Below are 18,311 nucleotides of genomic sequence, written 5' to 3' on the forward strand. Positions count from 1 at the left end.
GAGGTTCAAGCTTTTTGTCTAATTTCTTTATTCTAAGCAACCGCCTGAACGGTTTTTTCCTTAACGCTAATGGCATAGATGGCAGACACCAAACCAAGCAAAATCAGAACAGCACCAACCCATCCGGTGTTCAGAATCGATGAATGATCAATCACCATGCCGCCGATATAGGTACCCAGTGCAATACCTGCATGTGCAATACCTGAGTTGGTGCTGATTAGAGTTTCAGCTGTTTCCGGCGACGTTTTGATAATGAGACTATTCTGTACAGGTGTAACCGTCCAGCTCAGTGCACTCCAGATGCTTAACAGCAGTAAGAAGACGATCAAAGGCAAGCCCACACTGAACGGAATGACAGCCATACTCACGATAAAGGGAATCAGCACAATGACTATTGCTTTAGCAGGGTGCAGACGATCGGATAACATGCCCCCTATGCCTCCACCTGCAACAGCGGCGATCCCAAACATCATATAGATAAAGGTAACCATCGTCGCGCTGGCACCCAGTGTTTCTTGCAGAAATGGTGTGAAATACGCATATAAAGTCAAGTGACCAGCAAGTACAAGCAAAGTCGTAGCATGGATCGCCAACATTTTTGGATTCCACAGAGCCGTAAGCTGTTTCTTCAAGGATACAGCAGGAATAGGCTGCACACGGTCCATTGCAATCCAGATGGCTACCATAACCACTGCAGTCAGAATAGCAATCAGCATAAACACCTCACGCCAACCTGCCAAGTTACCTACAAAGATACCAAGTGGTACACCCAGGATAAGTGATGCACTGCCTCCCATCGTAATAATCCCCACGGCGCGTCCTTTATACTGTGGTTCCACAATGCGCGCTGCAAGGGTCAGGGAGAGCACAAAAATAAGGGAACCTGTTGCGGCTCCGAGTGCTCTACCTGCCATCAGCATATAAAAGCTGGTACTGAACGCAGAGATCAGATTACTGATTAGAAATACAAGCAGCGTACACATATATACTTTTTTACGCTCGAATCTGGCCGTCATATTTAATAAAATCGGCGCAGACAACGCATAGACAAGTGAGAAAATAGAGATTAAATACCCGGCTTTCGCCAGGGAAAGATGAAGATCAGTAGCAATCAGGTCCAGAATTCCGCCCAAGATCAGTTCAACGGTTCCGACCACAAATGCTGCGATAGCAAGCACATATACTTTCTTATTCATTTTTGAATCCTCCTCAAAAGTTACAACTACGATAGTAACCCATAATATTGAAAGTTTCAATAGTTATTTTCATAATTGTTTTCAAACAAAAATATAACAAAAAAAACTACCCTCCAAGAGAATAGTTTTAATAAATCAATCTGGTGAGCAGTTTCTCGATTTCAGCATCCTGTAACAGTTGGTCACCGTATTTTTTGGTAATCTGAGTAAGGGCAACATCATGGTAGAAATAATCAGTCATTGCTTTAACAATCGGTTTGGACATCGTCTTGATAGCTCGCCATGAATCGTGCTCCACACCGGCAAACAGCAAATACGCATGATCCACAATAAGCAGCTGTGAAGGTTCCGGTGCATCAAGCAATGGAATCAACGAGTATATCCGGTTTAAGGATGTCTCCATTCCCCCAACGGCAAGCACTTCAACGTACACGCCCTGCCTTTCCTTCTGCTCCAGCAGTTCACGATATTTCTCCATTCGCTCATTCCAGGCCAGAAAAAGTATCGATGAATCTGCTTCCTCGATAAGCTGTTCGATATTCGATGCGATGGACGACTCATCTTTTAACGTCCAGATATGTTCATCCGTAAATGTACGTTTGATTTTGTAACTCTTCAATTCCTCAATATCTTTCTCAAAATCAGCCTTGATCTTATGAATAATGGACTGTAAATCCACAGCCATATATAGTTTTTTCTTCCCATCCATCGTTGTCAGCACCGTTCCCTTGTCGATCAGGCGATTAAGTACTTCATAAATTTTAGCTTTGGGAACGTTGGAGTAATTTACAATCGATGTGGCATCAAGCGGTTCATCCTGCGCAAATATAGCCTCGTATACCTGACTTTCATATTGTGTAAACCCGAATTTCTGCAACATGGTTTGGATCGGCGCATCCCTTCTTAGTGTGTCTGATCTATCTAGTTTAGACGCATGAACTTCCCATGTCCAGTATGTCCCAACTGACCTAAGCATGTGGAATCAAAATTAAATTTAGCGATGTCACCAAAATAAAATCACTTTCCAGTGGTTATATTAACAATCGGGAATACACATTTTGCTTGTGGAAGGAGCTGTAATTTTAAATGGAAAGTACTCAAGATTTTGTGAAGAAAATTAACGAAAATGCCGAAAAAGCGCGTCACAATAAAAACAACGGCAAGGGAACGCCAGGGGACAAGTTGCCATCCAAACAGCACTCAACGAATAAGTAGAGTCTATTTATTAAACATCATGTCTTCCGTCTAACACCCTTTTCTCTACTTTTCATCTACTATTAAGAACCTTTAATAGAAAAGAGATGATTAGTATGGCTCGTGTCAATGCTGTTCCACAACCGGATCTGGTATTAATTTATTGGTCTAGAAATCCGCTCATTCCCGGTTCTGCGCGCAGAATCCAAAGTGTACGCGTGATTGGTAATACGTCTCCATGTACATTCACACTGGTTCCCGGTGCATTACTGATTAATGCATTAAACTGTTTGTTGGACAATGATATTGGATTCAAAGTGGTGTACCGCCAGAAAACGTCAGCGATCAGTGGAGTTCTGTTATTGAAACGCAAATGATCAGCATCAAAAAATGGTGCCTCCCTTTAGGAGCGCACCATTTTTTCATTTTTCATTCTTGGATTATATCAATTAGTCCTTCTATTGGTTAGCTGCGATGGTATCATTTACTTCTTGTGTGATCTGATCCCCGCCAAGTTTCTTCCAATTGGCTACAAAGTTATCAAACTCGTCAATTGACAAGTTACCATAGATGATTTTCAGAAACGTCTCGGCTCTCAGTTTATCCAGTGTTGCTTGCTTCGTATTCATTGTTCTCGTCGGTGCATAGATGAATTCATTCATGACAATAAGGTCGTTATCCCGATAATATTTAATCACACCTTGTGAACTCTCTGGGCCAAAGATGCGCTCCATATGCCACTTGTCGAGATTCCCATTCCGATAATCCATAATATCGTCATAGAATAGCTTCGCTTCCAGTTCCAATCCGGACGTATCTCCTGTTTTGAGCGCCTGCTCCACTTCATCCTGTGCCTTCACATTTTTGTTGGCTGGCAGGTTGGAGACCGTTGCATTATGAAAACCAAGACCTGTCAGTCCATTTAAGTAAGCAGCCCGTTCTTCCTTGGCAGACTCACCGAACATTTTTTCAGCCTGGAAATTGAGCAACTTGATTAACGCTTCCGGATGCTCGTAGCCTTTGCGAACGGCAAATATACCGCCCAGACTAAGATGATTCTGTGTTTTTGCTGGTTGATCATCAATCGATTGAACCGGGTAAGCCATCCAGTCGATGTTTTTGTCTTTTTTGATCATGCTGCTAACCTGAAAAGGTGCCCATTGTGGCAGGAAGAACATGCCTGACTTGCCTGCATTCACATCCTCCATCATTTTAGCAAAATCCTTAACGCCAAATTCGGGATCAAGCACACCCTTCTGATACAGAGTCTGAAGCTCACGTAATCCTTCTTTCACTTCGGGTTGGATCGTCCCATTCACGACTTGACCTGAAGCATCCTCAATCCAGGTTTCGAGATAACCATGATAACCAAGCAAGAACGCGTTTATAGGTAAATCTTTGTTCAACGCAATGCCGTACGTATCATCTTTGCCATTTCCGTCTGGATCTTCGAAGGTAAAAGCTTCTGCAATCTGGATAACATCCTGCATGGATTTGGGCGCTTCAAGACCGACCTTTTTCAGCCAATCCTGACGAATCCAGATCATATCCGAGGAATCCAGCGAGCCTGGAAAACTCACCATGGCGTATATTTTGCCATCCTTCGTTACCGGTTTCAAACCTGCTCCATCCTCAGCAGACATGAACTCCTTCACCAGTTCGGATGCATACTTGTCATATACTTCGGTCAGATCCTCCAGCATTCCCGCTTCATGCAGTTGTTCGAATTGAACAGCACTCACTTTCAGTACATCCGGCAGATCACCACTCGCCAGCGTGACATTCATCTTATCGTTATAATTGGCATCTGGAACAATCCATTCGTACGTTACATCAATACCGAGTTCATCCTTGTACCCTCTGGTCCAGATGTTATTGGCGTGTGTATCTCCTTGGGCGAGCGATTCTTTCCCCGTTTCATTCATGGTGGAAGTCAATTTAATGGGTGGGTCATATTTCGTAAGTGGTCCTCCCGCATCCTGCTGTGTGTTCGACTCAGCTTCCTTCTCGGCACTTCCCGCACCAGACGAACAGGCAGCAAGTGTGGTGGCCAGTACCATGGTTAATGTTAATAATGAGAACTTCTTGAATGATATATTCATGCGAATCCCCCTTTTTTCTCCTCCCGTGAGGTATATAAGATGAACTATAAATATTAAACACCACTCCGATAGCAGAATAACCTTCCGATCACTGTTATCCCCAGATTTCCTTTATCCCTTTTTCCAAGGGAGAAATCTGTTGATAAAGGCGAGTTTATGCTTACGAAGTAGCTTTCCACAGAAAGCTTTTAGCTCCGCTTCTTCAGGTTCTTTTTGCTCTCTCCGTTCATGGTTTAATTGTATTCATCTTATATATATTTTTATTTTATAAAGAAAGCGCTATCACTTCGAGTGTATCCCGTTGACATCTGGTATCTTTGATTTACCATTTGAGACATCATCTAACTTTTCTGATCCCGATACTCTTGAGGGGTGCAGCCTGTTGCTTTTTTGAAGAAACGATAAAAATAATGCTGATCACTAAATCCAACTTTCGCGGATATTTCATGCATCTTGCAGGAAGAACCCAGAAGCAACTCTTTGCTTCGCTCCACTCTGCGGTCATGGATGTAGTCGGATATGCCTTTGCCTGTAATTCGTTTGTACCAACGCGACAGATAAGAAGGGTTAAGAGAAACTTCCTGTGCGATCCGTGTGAGTGAGAGGTCATCCTCCAGATGGTGCTTGATATAATGATGGATCGTGATCAGAATCTGTGATTGGTCGTTCAGGCGGGCATCGCTTCGTTTGGAGATCATCCATTCGTATGCCGATTGATAAAAGATGACCAGATCGGTCCATGCGGTATGAATATCAAAATGTAACATTCGGGACAGCGATATTTCTTCCATTGCCGATTCATATAACCCCAGTTCATGCAGGACTTCAATGAGTACACTCGCTGCACCCGTATACGTTTTCATGCGAAAGAACGGATCCGGAAGTCCCTCCTTCGCTGCCTCGGTCCATTTATGGAAGGACTCTATCCATTCCCGATCCCCGGCGGTTATTCGCTGTTTGATCTGATCCAGATGCAGTGTTACAACACCCTGTTGATTCATAATGCTAGGGGCGTAAGGTAATTCATCCTGGATATTTACACGCAGTAGCTTCTCCATCCCAAGCCCCGGACTCTCATGAATCGACAGGCGTAACTGCCCGATTGCCTGATTAACCCTGCTCCACTCTACCGCCTGCTCGCTGACCATAATGGATACAGACAGGTTCAAGCAGTCCGCACAGGATTGCTGCACAGACTCCAATGTGCCATAGACAAAACGAAGGGTCTGTACCCAGCTATCCAGCTGACTCCCTCGTTCCACTTGTGTAGTAGACACATGTGAATGAAGCTCTTCCTGCGGTTGAATAAAACACGCGATGACCTGAGCGTCCAGATCAATCGCTTTCACCTTGGCTTTGTCCTGCAGTAGCTCTTCTGCAACATTGGCAACGGCATAGCGGATGAGACTGCGATCCGCCTGAGACTGATAGTTGTTCCACTCCTCTACCCGGATGATCACTGGAATAACGAGTTGATCGGATTCGAAAGGTAGCTGCACAGCATCCAGTTCTTCTTGAAGTGAAACAATATCATGTCTATCCGTTCGCTTTAGCACATCCAGCAGCAATTGACGCTGTAACTGGGGCAGCGCTCGTGGCAATTTACTGCGAAACCAGGCAGCTTGGTAGCGAAAATCATTCTCTTCCGAGATCTGTGTTAATGCCCGTTCTACCGCAGCCCGAATGTGATTCATGCCCTCTGTCTTTAACAGATAATCAACAACGCAAGGATTGCGAATGGCTTGGTGTGCATAATCGAATTCGTTATGACCTGTCAGCAAGAGAACTTTGCATCGTGGCCACCGGTCCATAATCTGCTCAATCAACTGCATGCCATCCATGCCAGGCATACAGATATCACTGAGTACAATATCAATCTTGACCGAGTTCAGCCAATCGATGGCTTCAAAGGCAGAGTATGCTTTAATAATCTCCATATCCTGAAAGTTCGCCTTTTGAAAGAAAGCATACAATCCATCCAAAATAACGGGTTCATCATCTACAATAAGCATCCGTTGCATAACGCTACTCCCCTTTCCATGGAATCTTCACTATAATGCACAACCCACCGAGCTCACTTCGCTGCGCTGTAAGACCATAGGCAGCCCCGAATTTGATTCTTAATCGCTGATTCACATTCAAGAGCCCGGTTATCTCTTCGTTTCCATGTTTCCGCTCTATTTCCTCAAAGGCAGATTGCAGGTAATTCAACGTTTCGTCGGTTAACTGATCCCCATCATCCTCAATGCGAATGGACAGTTTGTCCTGATCCTGTTGGTACGAAAGTTGTAGAATTCCTCCTTGGCTACGTTTGGCTAGTGCATGCTCAAACACATTTTCCACGATCGGCTGGATAATAACTCTGGGAATCGAAATCATTTTGTACCTCACATCCAGATCCTCCAATTCCAATTGAATCCTCGAACCAAACCGGATTTTCTGAATGGATGCATAGACCAGCGCATGGTCAATTTCAGCCCCCAACGACACCTCTGTATGAGAATCCCGAGACATGTACTTGAAATATTGACCCAGATAGTCAGTGAATTCCTGAATGAGCTCCACATTCTCCACCTCAGCCATCTGCTTGATGCTGAACAGACTGTTGTATAAAAAGTGAGGTTGAATCTGGGACTGCAGATGTTTAAGTTCCGCTTCACTTGTTCGAATCCGTGCAACATAATTCTCATCGATCAAAATATGTAAGCGCTCTATCATATGGTTGAATCGAGAGTACAAATAGCCGAATTCATCCCTTCTGGATGAAGGAATATGTACACTTGTCTGGCCCTGCTCTGCCATCCGGAATCCTCGAATGAGCACCGCTAGCGGTTGGTGAATCGATCTGTAGATCGAAAACGAGAAGACAATAATAATCACAACCGACATGAAGGTGACCATCCATAACCATACGTTGTATTGTTCCAGCGGTGCCCTCAGCACATCTTGCGGTATAGTGGCTGTCAGGGTGAACGAGTGATCCTTATCATGTAACGAATAATAGAGATATGGATCAGATTGAAACTTCGTAACTTGCATGGACTCGGACGGTTCAGGCGAAACTGTTCGAATCGGGTTAACAGGTGCTGGCTGTTCTGAAGAAGAGATCACTACATGTTGCTGTTCACCAAAACTCAGTGTAATCTCACTTTCGCCCGTTTCCGACAGCTGCTGCAAACGATGCTTCAATTCTTCAGCAGACAAGCGTATCCCTAATATGAAATTGGGTGGTTCCTCATGATTCATGTTATATGGATTACTTTTCAGGAAATAGAGATCGTTATTGGAATATGATAATTCGCCATTCAGATTCCCCATCGAGGCGAGCAGATTCTGCCATTCGTTATCCTCCACGTCGCGAATCCCGTCCGCGGCACTGACCCGTTTGTGTAGAGCAGGAACATAGTACACCACATCACTAATGTAGGGACTTGTCACCATGATCTGAGCCAGCTTATTGTGGATATTGTTCAGACTGGACGTGACTTCATATCTGCTCATAATTGCGGCTCGTGTACTTAGTGTGGACATGGTTTCATCAAATGAAAATTCGGTAACCAGCGCACTCATTCGCTCCAATTCGAATTGCAGATGATTATGGTAGAAGTACAATTTGGATTCATGCGCCTTCTCCACCTCCGTCTGCATTTGATTGGAGCTGACTTGCGTAATCATAATGCTTATCCCATACAAGGGCAAAATGACCAGTACAAAAGCAATCATCAGTTTGACGACAATGGATGATTCTCTCCATCTCCCCCGGATGAATCGCAATGTTTCCCTCCTCCTCTCCTCACGCTCTCTCATCAATAGCAAAAAAAGGAGCCAGAAATCGGCTCCTTCCATCCATCGGTTTTCCTCCTATCGATCTTATCCCTTTACACTTCCGACAACAAGCCCATGAACGAAATACCTCTGCAGGAACGGATACACGAGCAGGATCGGAATAACGGACAAAAAGATCTGGGAAGCTTGGGTGGTTCTATCCGATACCTGACTTAAGAGCGTTGCATCCTCCAGCGTCATCATCTCGCTCTGAATCATCGTCACCTGCTGCAACATGGACTGAAGATATGTAGCAAGCGGATAACCTTCCGGACTCTTCATATAGATCATGCCATCGAACCAGGCGTTCCAGTGTCCCACCATGGCGAACAGTGTAATGGTCGCGATACTTGGCAGAGAGATTGGAAGATAAATGCTCCATAAGGTGCGGAAATGTCCTGCCCCATCCATCCAGGAAGCTTCTTCAAGCTCCTTCGGTAATCCCCGGAAGAAATTAAGCATTAAAAGTACATTAAAGATCGGAACAGCGCCTGGCAAAATCAACGCCCAGATGGAATCCAGCAGCCCCGCTTCCTTAACCACCAGATAACCAGGGATCAATCCTCCACTGAATAACATGGTGAATACGAATATCCAGGCATAGAACGTTCTTGAACGGAATTTGGCAGCCTCTTTGGAGAGCGGATAAGCTACCAGAATCGTGAAGATCAGATTGGTCGTAACTCCTAGTACGACACGAAGAAGGCTTGTGCCGAATGAGTTCAGGAATTGCTGATTTTCCAGAATGTATTGATAGGAGGACAACGTAAAATCCACAGGCCAGAATGTGACACTGCCTGCTTTGACCGCATCACTCGAACTAAATGAAATCGCTAATATATTCACAATCGGGAACAGGCATAACAAGGCAAGAATCGTCAGGATGACGTAGTTAAACCCTAGAAACCACCGATAGGATCTTGAAGCGTGGTGCATGATTCTGCCTCCTTTCTAGAATATCCGATAATTCGCAAACCGATAGGCCAAGAAATAACCAAGTCCGATAAATATGAAGGACACGACAGATTTGATCAGACCCAACGCTGTCGAGACGGAATACTGTGCATCTTGCAATCCGATCCGGTAGATCATCGTATCCAGAATATCACCTGATTGATATACCAATGGATTATAGAGGTTGAACACTTGGTCAAAGCCACCATTAAGTACGTTTCCCAGACTAAGCGTTACCATCAAAATTACGATCGGGCGAATGCCTGGCAGTGTAATATGCCATGTCTGTTTCCATCTTCCCGCACCATCCATAACAGAGGCCTCATACAGAGATTTATCAATATTCGTGAGGGCAGCCAGATAGATAATGGTCCCGAATCCGAATTCTTTCCATTGGTCTGTAATGACAAGTATGTAAGGGAACCACTCATTACTGGCCAGGAATTGAATTGGGTCAATGCCCACGGCTTTTAACAACATATTAACGATCCCGGTGCTTGGAGATAACACATCCACGATGATTCCCGCCAGAATAACCCAGGAGAAAAAGTGAGGCATATAGATTACCGTCTGAATCGTTCGCTTAAATCCTGTCTTGCGAACCTCGTTGAGCAATAAGGCTACAAGCACCGGGATCACCAAGCCGGACACAATTTTCATCGTTGATATAAATACCGTATTCCATACAACCTGCGAGAACCCCGGCAGATCGAACAGATACCTGAAATTGTCCAAACCCACCCAATTCATATTTTTGAATCCGGCAATGGGAGAGAAATTCTGAAAGGCAATAGAGAGCCCCGCCATCGGAATGTAACCGAATACAATAATAATGAGCAGTCCAGGCAGAATCATGAGATGAAGCGGAACGTTTCGGATAAATTGTTTGTAGTTGGAACGCATAGCTGACTCCTCCTTCAACGTTAATTATAGGAGCAGCCAGATCACCGCAATAGTGTGGGCTATTTACTTTGGGTATCTTTTGTTGACCCTCTGCACTGGAACGCCAAAAAACCGCGATAATCGCGGTCTCTTGTTCATGATATGAATTTAATTCAGAATATCCATAACTAATACATTCACTGAATGAGCTGTTAAGTTAACGACCACCGATGTCTCGGACAGTGTGATCTCCTGTTCTTGGGGAACCACTTTCTCATCATTCTTCTGATTCACATTCGGAATATCCACCAAATGATCTTCTCCAGTAAGTGTAATCAGTCTGGCTGAATCATCAACCTTCAGATCCTGAAGGCAAATCCGGGTTGATTTATCTACACCATCTGCATTGACCAGTTTCACATACACATGACGTTCATCTTTCGTAACAGAGTGGAATACTTCCCGGTTGTAAGCTTCCAGCTTGTAATCCAGAACCTTGCTGATATTACGTCCGTCTGTATAGGAACAAATCAGATTTTTCCCTGTATCCCCACCATAGTTAACCGTGATTGTATAGTCGGTCCCATTCTCGAGTGGTTCATAATTGGCCGCTCTCAGGTTACCTGCTGCCGAGCTGGATGAATAGTCTCCTAGTGTATAACCCTCAATCCCTTGTTTGTACACCTTCACGCCTGTTGCGTTCCCGCCGTAACTGATTGCGTACTCGATGACATCCTTGTTCTCCGGCGAGATATCCGTCAGTCCCACACCGATGTAAAAACCATCCTCACCCGAGATTCTTTCAGCCTCAACATGCACCTTGTAGTTGGACCATTCGTCATTCAGCAGGTACAATCCATTTAATCCACTTGCTTGTGCGTTCAAGATGAGTCCTTTTCCTGCGGTTAACGTATATCCTTCCGATCCTGGAATCTGTCTCCATGCCTCACTAGGCTCTGTACGTTCCCTGAAATCTTCATCTAGCAGTATGGTGCCATCCACATTGGACGTGACCGTGACTCGCTTCACCACGATGTCTGCATGACCTGTTGCAATCTCGATGCCCCCACGAGGAATAAGATTCAGCGGTTTGCCTTTGCTATAGGTGGAGAATGAAGTCTCAAGCACCTGATCCCCTACATATTTTGCAAAAAGCTGCTGTACATAATAATTCGGTGTATACCATACTGTTTCATCATCAAACCAGATGCAGTCTGGCGTCCAGCGGTAAGTACCATCCGTTAGTACTTTGTTGAACAATGGCGCATAGGCAGCCAAACGAACAACGTCCGCGTTTTTTTCAAATCCAGTCATGATCGCAGCTTCCGCAACCGCACCTGCCAGCGTGTTTTTGTCCGTGGAAGCATATTCTCCCACAAATACTTTGGATGTTTCTTTCCAATCGATACTTCCGTCTTCATGAAAGGCCCGGTCATAGTAGTTGTACCGATCTACGTTATTCAGCAGATATTCATTGGATCGATAATAGTGCTCATCCGCGATGGTATCCATGTAATTCTCCTGGTTCTCATACCAGGTTACGGTCTCTTCAATCACCTCAGTACCATCTGCAAAAGCAACCTGAGCTGATCCGGTCAGATTCCCGCTGAGGAATTTCCATCCTTCTTGGTACGCATCATCATCCGCCTGAGCACCAACCGTCGAGATAATGTGCAGCTCATGATCAGGATAGTTCTGTTTCATGTAATCATCTATCGAACGTTTGAATACTTCGAAGTTGGCAAAAAATTCAGTGCCCCAGTTCTCATTGCCTACGCCCAGATAACGAAGATCAAACGGTTCAGGATGGCCCATCTGGCTTCGTACGGCTGCCCATTCGTTGTGTTCAAAGTCTGTACTGAGCGCAAAGTCGATCAGGTCTGTAAAGTTCCGGATATAATAATCCCTTAAAGCGCCACCCGCAGGGTGAGCATAATCCGAGCGTGCCTGACACAATACACCGCAAGCCATGACTGGAACTGGAGCAGCATTCAGATCTTCCGCCAGTTGGAAGTACTCCATATAACCGAGGCCCATCGTCATCATGTAACCCCAGACATTATAATTTTCTTTGCGGAGCTCAACCGGACCCACAGAATCCTTCCAGTCATATACGTTATCCCAGATAAATGACCCCTCCGAGATACATCCTCCCGGAAAACGCAAGAACTTCGGATGCAGATCTGCGAGTGCCTGGATTAGATCTTTTCTCAATCGATAGTTCGGATTACCTGTGTAGTTGGCATGTGCTGTAGACGATATTCCTTCTTCTGCCGGATCAGCTCCCCATACATTCTGAGGGACTAAGGACACCATATCGATGGAGATGTCACCTGCAAACGTAAGTGCCAGTTGACCAAGTACAGTCTCCGTTCCGATCAGAGACAAACCGTATTTCTTCCATGTGTTCCCGCCTTCAACATGCAGCGTTACCGAATCACTGATGGAAGTGTCACTTCCATCCTGCAATTGAATAGTGATCGTTCCTGCCAATTCTGCTTTTGCCCATACGGTAAAGTTATATGATTCATCCTGCTTGATGGACATGGCACAATGCTGGTTGGAGTCTGAGAATCCACGATTTCGAATCGTTGCCCCATCCTGAACCGTGACATAATAAGCATTTACTTCAGGGTCTTCCACATTAAAGTGAACATTCAGTCCATTCGTATGCTGCACGAGCATTTTCTCCGTATCGCCTGACCAGGCAAACAAAGGTTCACGATTTCGACCTGTCGAACAACCACATTCTCCAGAGTCATGCGAGTATGTATCAAATGCAAAAGATTCAAATGATCGATTCTGAACAAGCTCTGCATAGATTCCGCCATCTGCCGCGTTGTTAATATCCTCATAGAAAAGCCCATACATGACTTCACTGATATCAGCCACCTTCTGATCTCCATGGATGGTGACGGTATAGGGAGCGACATGTGCTGGCACAACAGACACGTCAAAGCTTTGGCTCAGCTTACGATCACCTCTGTTCAGAAGCGCACGGAGCGTAACCTCTTGTGCTGATGTGATCACCTGAACTTCTCCGCTCTCGGATAAGACTTCCGGCTTACTGGAGCTCCATTCAACAGACACTTTACCACCCAGCAAGTCTGCGGGTAATGATACATCCTTCGTGATGATTCGGTTGGAGAAGGACAAGTACTTGTCCGCCGCAAGCTTCACAATCGCTTCATCTGTCAGTGACTCACACATCACTTCAATGACTTCATCCATGGTGAGCGCTGACCCATAGATCCGAAAGTCGGATAACGAACCTGCAAAATCCACATCCGCTGCATACTGGGAACGTCCAATATAATTCTGGCTATAATTTTCGGGATCGGTGAAAGAATCAAACCATTCGCGCAATTTGGCATAATTGCCACTAGATGTCTGACTGATCGAGCCGTCTGCGGCCTTCTCCCCATTCACATATACAATTGGACCCGCACTGCTCAACGTTCCCCCTTGGCTGCCTGCTACGGAGAGTGCAATATGCAACCATTCTCCGCTTGCAACTCCTCGACTTGGGTGGACAACCAGATTATCTCCGGCGTATAACGTACCCAGAAGCTGACGTGTCAAAAATAAATATGGTCCCTTCTCCCCTTTGCCAAAGTCAAAAATGCGCTCCCACACATTGGACCCCTTGCCCAGAAACACCCAAGTGGCAATCGTAACTCCTGTGTTATCGCTTACATCTCGAAGCAGATTCGAAGGTAATTGCAGATAAGAGGTTCCATTCGCTCCCCCGTTGAAAGTCACCGCCGTTCTACCTTTCAACTCGGATACCACAGGTAGGATCTCACCTTTGGCTATACCATCATGTCCCTTACCGGAGCTGTCCTTCCCGATCTGAACGGCATCTTCGAACGTGTATTGTGCGATTAATTGATTTTGATATGTGCTCATGTTCTTACCTCCTATGTAGTTGGGAATTGTCGGTTCACATTTTAATTCGTATTAATATAAAATGATTGATAAATAGTTAAACACATTTCTTAAACGTAATAATATCGCATCATCGATCCCCATTTCAATCCTAAATTTGAGAAAGACAACTGGTTTATTTGAATGTAATGACCTTTATCGGCTCTTTCCGTCTCTTATTTATTTTTCATTTTACTGTTAGAAACATTAGATTTATGGTTTACAAACATATAAATCAATTGATAATATAACAAATGAAAGCGCTTGATATGACGAAATACTCAAAGGAGGTCTGCCGAACCTTATATCGTGTGTTGCCAAGTATCGGTTGATTTTTCATTCCGGGGAATAGGAAAGGGGAAACGTATGAAACGTTATTGGGTTCGCGTACTTAACATTTCTGTACTAAGCACCACTTTACTTACTGCAACAACTTTGGCACCGGTCTCGGTGTTCGCAAATGATTCAGGGGCAACCGTGGGTAACTCGCAGACTTCCACCACACCTTTCGCAAATCCTTCTCCATCATTCAAAAATGTTTCCGTTCATGACCCTTCTGTCATTAAGGTGGATGATACGTTTTATATTTTTGGTTCACACCTGCAAGTGGCTAAGTCCAAAGACTTTCTGAACTGGGATTTGGTCGCATCGGGTGTTACGGATAACAACCCTGTTGTCCCCAATGTAACCCAGGAATTCGCTGAAGCGCTGGAATGGGCGCAGACGGATACGTTATGGGCGGCAGATGTCATTCAGCTCGCCGACGGTAAATTTTATATGTACTACAATGCTTGTAAAGGCGACTCTCCCCGATCAGCTCTCGGCATTGCTGTCGCAGACAATATCGAAGGGCCTTATAAGGATCAAGGCATTCTGTTGAAATCCGGCATGTGGGATCAGATCAGTGAAGATGGTACCATTTACGATGCAACGATTCATCCCAATGTGGTTGATCCTGATGTCTTCTATGATAAAAACGGCAAGTTATGGATGGTGTATGGCTCGTATTCCGGAGGGATTTTCATTCTGGAGATGGACGCGACGACAGGCAAACCACTGCCAAATCAAGGTTATGGCAAAAAGCTGACCGGAGGCAATCATAGTCGTATTGAAGCCCCTTACATGCTCTATAGTCCGGAAACCGATTATTATTATCTATACCTGTCTTACGGTGGACTAGGTGCTGACGGAGGATACAACATCCGTGTTGCTCGCTCCCAAACACCGGATGGACCTTTCCTAGATGCTGAAGGAAACGATATGATCAACGTTAAAGCGGACAAGGATAAACCGTTGTTTGACGATCGTTCTATTGAGCCTTTTGGAGTCAAATTAATGGGGAACTTCCTGTTTGAGAGACAGATCGGTGATCCGGGCACAGGCCTAGGTAGCGGGTATGTATCGCCAGGACACAACTCTGCTTATGTTGATCCGGAGACTGGCAAACAATTTCTCATCTTCCATACTCGCTTTCCAGGGCGTGGCGAAGAGCATGAAGTTCGCGTACACGAGATGCATATGAATGCAGATGGTTGGCCCGTTGTTTCTCCGTATCGCTATGCGGCCTTGGGAGAAGATACAACGCAACTGACAACTCAGGAGATCGCTGGTCAGTACCAATGGGTGAATCATGGCAAGGACATCACGGCGGACATCAAGCCATCCCAGACCGTACAGTTCACAGCAGATGGGCAGATTCATGGTGCCGTGACAGGAACATGGAGTCTTGGTGCAGACAACAAGGTTCAGATCACTTCGAATAACATTGTGTACAAAGGCACTTTCACACATGAATGGAATTCTGAATCTCAAAGTACGGTTCTGACCTTTAGCGCCCTCTCCTCCTCCGGGATAGCCATCTGGGGAAGTCAAGGTGTTGAACGGAGTGATCAGGACATTGTAGATGCGGTGAAAAAGGACCTGAGCATTAGCAATACGGATCAAGTGTTCTTTAATCTGTCTCTGCCTACCAAGGGAACAAGTGATGCAGACATTACGTGGAAAAGCTCCAATGCTTCGGCTCTATCCACTACAGGTGTAGTGCAGCGACCACGCGCTGGTAAGGGCGATGCCAAAGTGAAATTAACCGCAACGATTCGTAAAGGAACTGCGGTAAGCTCCAAAACGTTTAACGTTATCATTCCACAGCAAGCGGTAAGCCCATTGCTCGGGGAGTATACTTTTGAACACAAGAAAATTGGCAAAGTCGCACAGGATTACAGCAAAAACGAATATCACGGACAAGCCTTTAACGTGGTCAGTTCTGCTGCAAGTGGCAAAAATCAGGCTGCTGCATTCAATGGGACTGACAGTTACATCCAGTTACCTGGACTCATTACAGATACAACGGATTTCACGTTTAGCGCCTGGGTCAATTGGGACGGCGGCGGGTCTTGGCAACGTATTTTCGACTTTGGAAATGGCTTGACGAGGCATATGTTCCTTACTCCCTCCCAACATAATGGGGCATTGCAATTCACCATTCATAATGAGGGACGGGATCAGAGCCTGATTGCAGCAAATCCACTGCCTTCCAAAGAGTGGGTTCATGTGGCTGTAACCCTTCAGGGTGATGTGGGTACTCTATATGTAAATGGTACATCGGTTGCTAGTAGCTCTGAGATTACTTTTAACCCGAAAGATCTGCAGGTAACGGAAGCTTATGTAGGCAAGAGTCGTTATGCGGCTGATCCGTTCTACAAAGGCAGCTTGGATAACGTAAGAGTATATGATAAAGCATTAACAGCCAAGGAAATCCAGCGTCAGGCCAAAGAAAAGCCTTAACTTAGAGTCCACTATCGCAAGCGGTTGGGCTCTATAGTGCACACATCAATAAAGCAGCCAATGTTTTGAACTGAACCCTTTGTTAGACATGACTAACAAGGGAGTTGCAGTTCGTTACATCAGGCTGCTTTATTGTCACTTCACTTCGAATAATAAATAACCATGCTTAACTTGATAGCCGAAGCTCCGGGATTAATATAGGCATGGGGCTTGTCTGCTCGGAAACGGATCGACTCCCCTGAACTCACCATATATTCTTCCGTCCCCACCCGAATCGTAACTTCACCCTCAAAAACAGTAATAAATTCTTCAGTTCCTTCGATGTGCGATTCAGCACTTAAAGAAGATTCCACATCCATCTCCATCATGTACATTTCAAAGCGACGTCCTTCTTCAAAAGGAAAATGCGGATATATTCGAACCCTGCCCTCATCTTCCATCAATACTTGAATATCATCTCCCGTTACAACGGTAGTATCTGACTTCGGCTCGTGGATCAAAGCAGTGAAGGAGGTTTTCAGGCCATTAGCAATCTTCCATACGGTTGCAATGGATGGATTGGATTCACCACGTTCAATCTGACCAAGCATGGTCTTGCTAATACCAGACATTTCGGCGACCTTGTCCAGACTAAGTTTTCTTTGTTCCCTAAGCTGTTTCAGGTTCTGAGCAAGAATACTATTAATGTTTTTCAAAATCCACCCTCCTCATTTTATAATTATGTTGTGCTATATAACGCACATGTTGTACAATAATAAAGACCGTACGCTATAACGTACATTTCAGGTCATTATATCATACAACTAAGAAAACGTGGAGGAACCATGAACATCATACCTTTAGTGACCTATGCAATCATCGCTTCATTTACACCCGGACCCAACAATATCATTTCCATGACGCATGCCAAAAATCGGGGGTTCCGCAATACCCTTCCGTTTATCAGTGGAGTTGCAGCCGGCTGCCTGCTAATTATGTTTCTGTCCAGTTATTTCAACCTTATTCTTCATCAATATATTCCTAGGATCACACCCGTTTTAAACGTGTTAGGATGTGTGTACATGCTCTATCTGGCGCTCAAAATCATGCGAAGTAAACCTGCAGATTCGCAAGAAAACAAGGTCAATCATTATTCATTTCTATATGGGTTCACCCTGCAATTCATCAATCCCAAAGTTATTCTGTATGGGCTTACTGCCATATCCGTTTTTGTTCTGCCTCTGGGGCAGTCCCATATTCAATTAATTGTATTTTCCTTACTGCTCACCTTCATCGGTATTAGTGCCAATATGACCTGGGCGTTCGGTGGCATGTTATTCCAGAGCTTTTTATTAAGATACGAGCGTCCTGTTAATATCGTCATGGGTATGTTGTTAATTTACAGTGCACTATCAATCCTGATGTAAAAAGCAACAGAAAAAGCGTCCACTCATTTGATGAGCTGAAC

General features: G+C 44.9%; 13 protein-coding genes. 4 read left to right on the top strand and 9 right to left on the bottom strand.

Annotated elements, in window-relative coordinates; genetic code table 11:
- Positions 1–32: 32 nt before the first annotated feature.
- A complete protein-coding gene (locus BLS69_RS09950) occupies positions 33–1,196 on the bottom strand; it encodes an MFS transporter (RefSeq protein WP_091030949.1) in 1,164 nt (387 codons plus the stop codon).
- A gap of 127 nt (positions 1,197–1,323) precedes the next feature.
- Positions 1,324–2,076 carry a TrmB family transcriptional regulator gene (locus tag BLS69_RS09955; RefSeq protein WP_091030952.1) on the bottom strand — a complete coding sequence of 251 codons (753 nt, stop codon included), beginning with the start codon at positions 2,074–2,076 and terminating at the stop codon, positions 1,324–1,326.
- Positions 2,077–2,282: 206 nt separating this feature from the next.
- Between BLS69_RS09955 and BLS69_RS09960 the strand changes: the two genes are divergently transcribed.
- Together BLS69_RS09960 and BLS69_RS09965 are read left to right on the top strand one after the other, a co-directional pair.
- On the top strand, positions 2,283–2,411 hold the full coding sequence (locus tag BLS69_RS09960) for a DUF4023 family protein (protein WP_076211791.1): 129 nt from the start codon (positions 2,283–2,285) through the stop codon (positions 2,409–2,411).
- A gap of 95 nt (positions 2,412–2,506) precedes the next feature.
- Positions 2,507–2,767, top strand: coding sequence for a hypothetical protein (locus BLS69_RS09965; RefSeq protein ID WP_091030953.1), 261 nt, complete (start codon positions 2,507–2,509; stop codon positions 2,765–2,767).
- Positions 2,768–2,848: 81 nt separating this feature from the next.
- On the opposite strand, the gene BLS69_RS09970 is transcribed toward BLS69_RS09965, so the two are convergent.
- The 6 genes from BLS69_RS09970 to BLS69_RS09995 form a co-directional block, all read right to left on the bottom strand.
- Positions 2,849–4,492, bottom strand: coding sequence for an extracellular solute-binding protein (locus BLS69_RS09970; protein WP_091030956.1), 1,644 nt, complete (start codon positions 4,490–4,492; stop codon positions 2,849–2,851).
- Between the two features lie 341 nt (positions 4,493–4,833).
- Entirely contained in the window at positions 4,834–6,513 is a 1,680-nt protein-coding gene (locus tag BLS69_RS09975; RefSeq protein WP_091030958.1) for a response regulator, read from the bottom strand.
- A gap of 4 nt (positions 6,514–6,517) precedes the next feature.
- The gene (locus BLS69_RS09980) at positions 6,518–8,338 is read right to left on the bottom strand and encodes a sensor histidine kinase (RefSeq protein ID WP_256332270.1); all 1,821 of its coding nucleotides are present in this window, start codon (positions 8,336–8,338) and stop codon (positions 6,518–6,520) included.
- Between the two features lie 24 nt (positions 8,339–8,362).
- Positions 8,363–9,253, bottom strand: coding sequence for a carbohydrate ABC transporter permease (locus BLS69_RS09985; protein WP_091030961.1), 891 nt, complete (start codon positions 9,251–9,253; stop codon positions 8,363–8,365).
- 15 nt (positions 9,254–9,268) lie between these two features.
- Positions 9,269–10,174 carry an ABC transporter permease gene (locus BLS69_RS09990; protein WP_091030963.1) on the bottom strand — a complete coding sequence of 302 codons (906 nt, stop codon included), beginning with the start codon at positions 10,172–10,174 and terminating at the stop codon, positions 9,269–9,271.
- A gap of 147 nt (positions 10,175–10,321) precedes the next feature.
- Entirely contained in the window at positions 10,322–14,062 is a 3,741-nt protein-coding gene (locus tag BLS69_RS09995) for an alpha-L-arabinofuranosidase C-terminal domain-containing protein (RefSeq protein ID WP_091030965.1), read from the bottom strand.
- Between the two features lie 384 nt (positions 14,063–14,446).
- Between BLS69_RS09995 and BLS69_RS10000 the strand changes: the two genes are divergently transcribed.
- Positions 14,447–16,864 (top strand): arabinan endo-1,5-alpha-L-arabinosidase AbnB, encoded by a 2,418-nt coding sequence (locus BLS69_RS10000; RefSeq protein WP_091030968.1) that lies wholly within the window; start codon positions 14,447–14,449, stop codon positions 16,862–16,864.
- A 140-nt stretch (positions 16,865–17,004) separates the two neighbouring features.
- Here the strand turns inward: BLS69_RS10000 and BLS69_RS10005 are convergent, their stop codons facing one another.
- A complete protein-coding gene (locus tag BLS69_RS10005) occupies positions 17,005–17,559 on the bottom strand; it encodes a helix-turn-helix domain-containing protein (protein ID WP_091030971.1) in 555 nt (184 codons plus the stop codon).
- Positions 17,560–17,688: 129 nt separating this feature from the next.
- On the opposite strand from BLS69_RS10005, the gene BLS69_RS10010 reads away from it, so the two are divergent.
- Positions 17,689–18,270, top strand: coding sequence for a LysE family transporter (locus tag BLS69_RS10010; protein WP_091030974.1), 582 nt, complete (start codon positions 17,689–17,691; stop codon positions 18,268–18,270).
- The last annotated feature ends 41 nt before the right edge of the window (positions 18,271–18,311 follow it).

It is taken from the genome of Paenibacillus sp. CF095, assembly GCF_900101225.1.
GTDB lineage: Bacteria > Bacillota > Bacilli > Paenibacillales > Paenibacillaceae > Paenibacillus.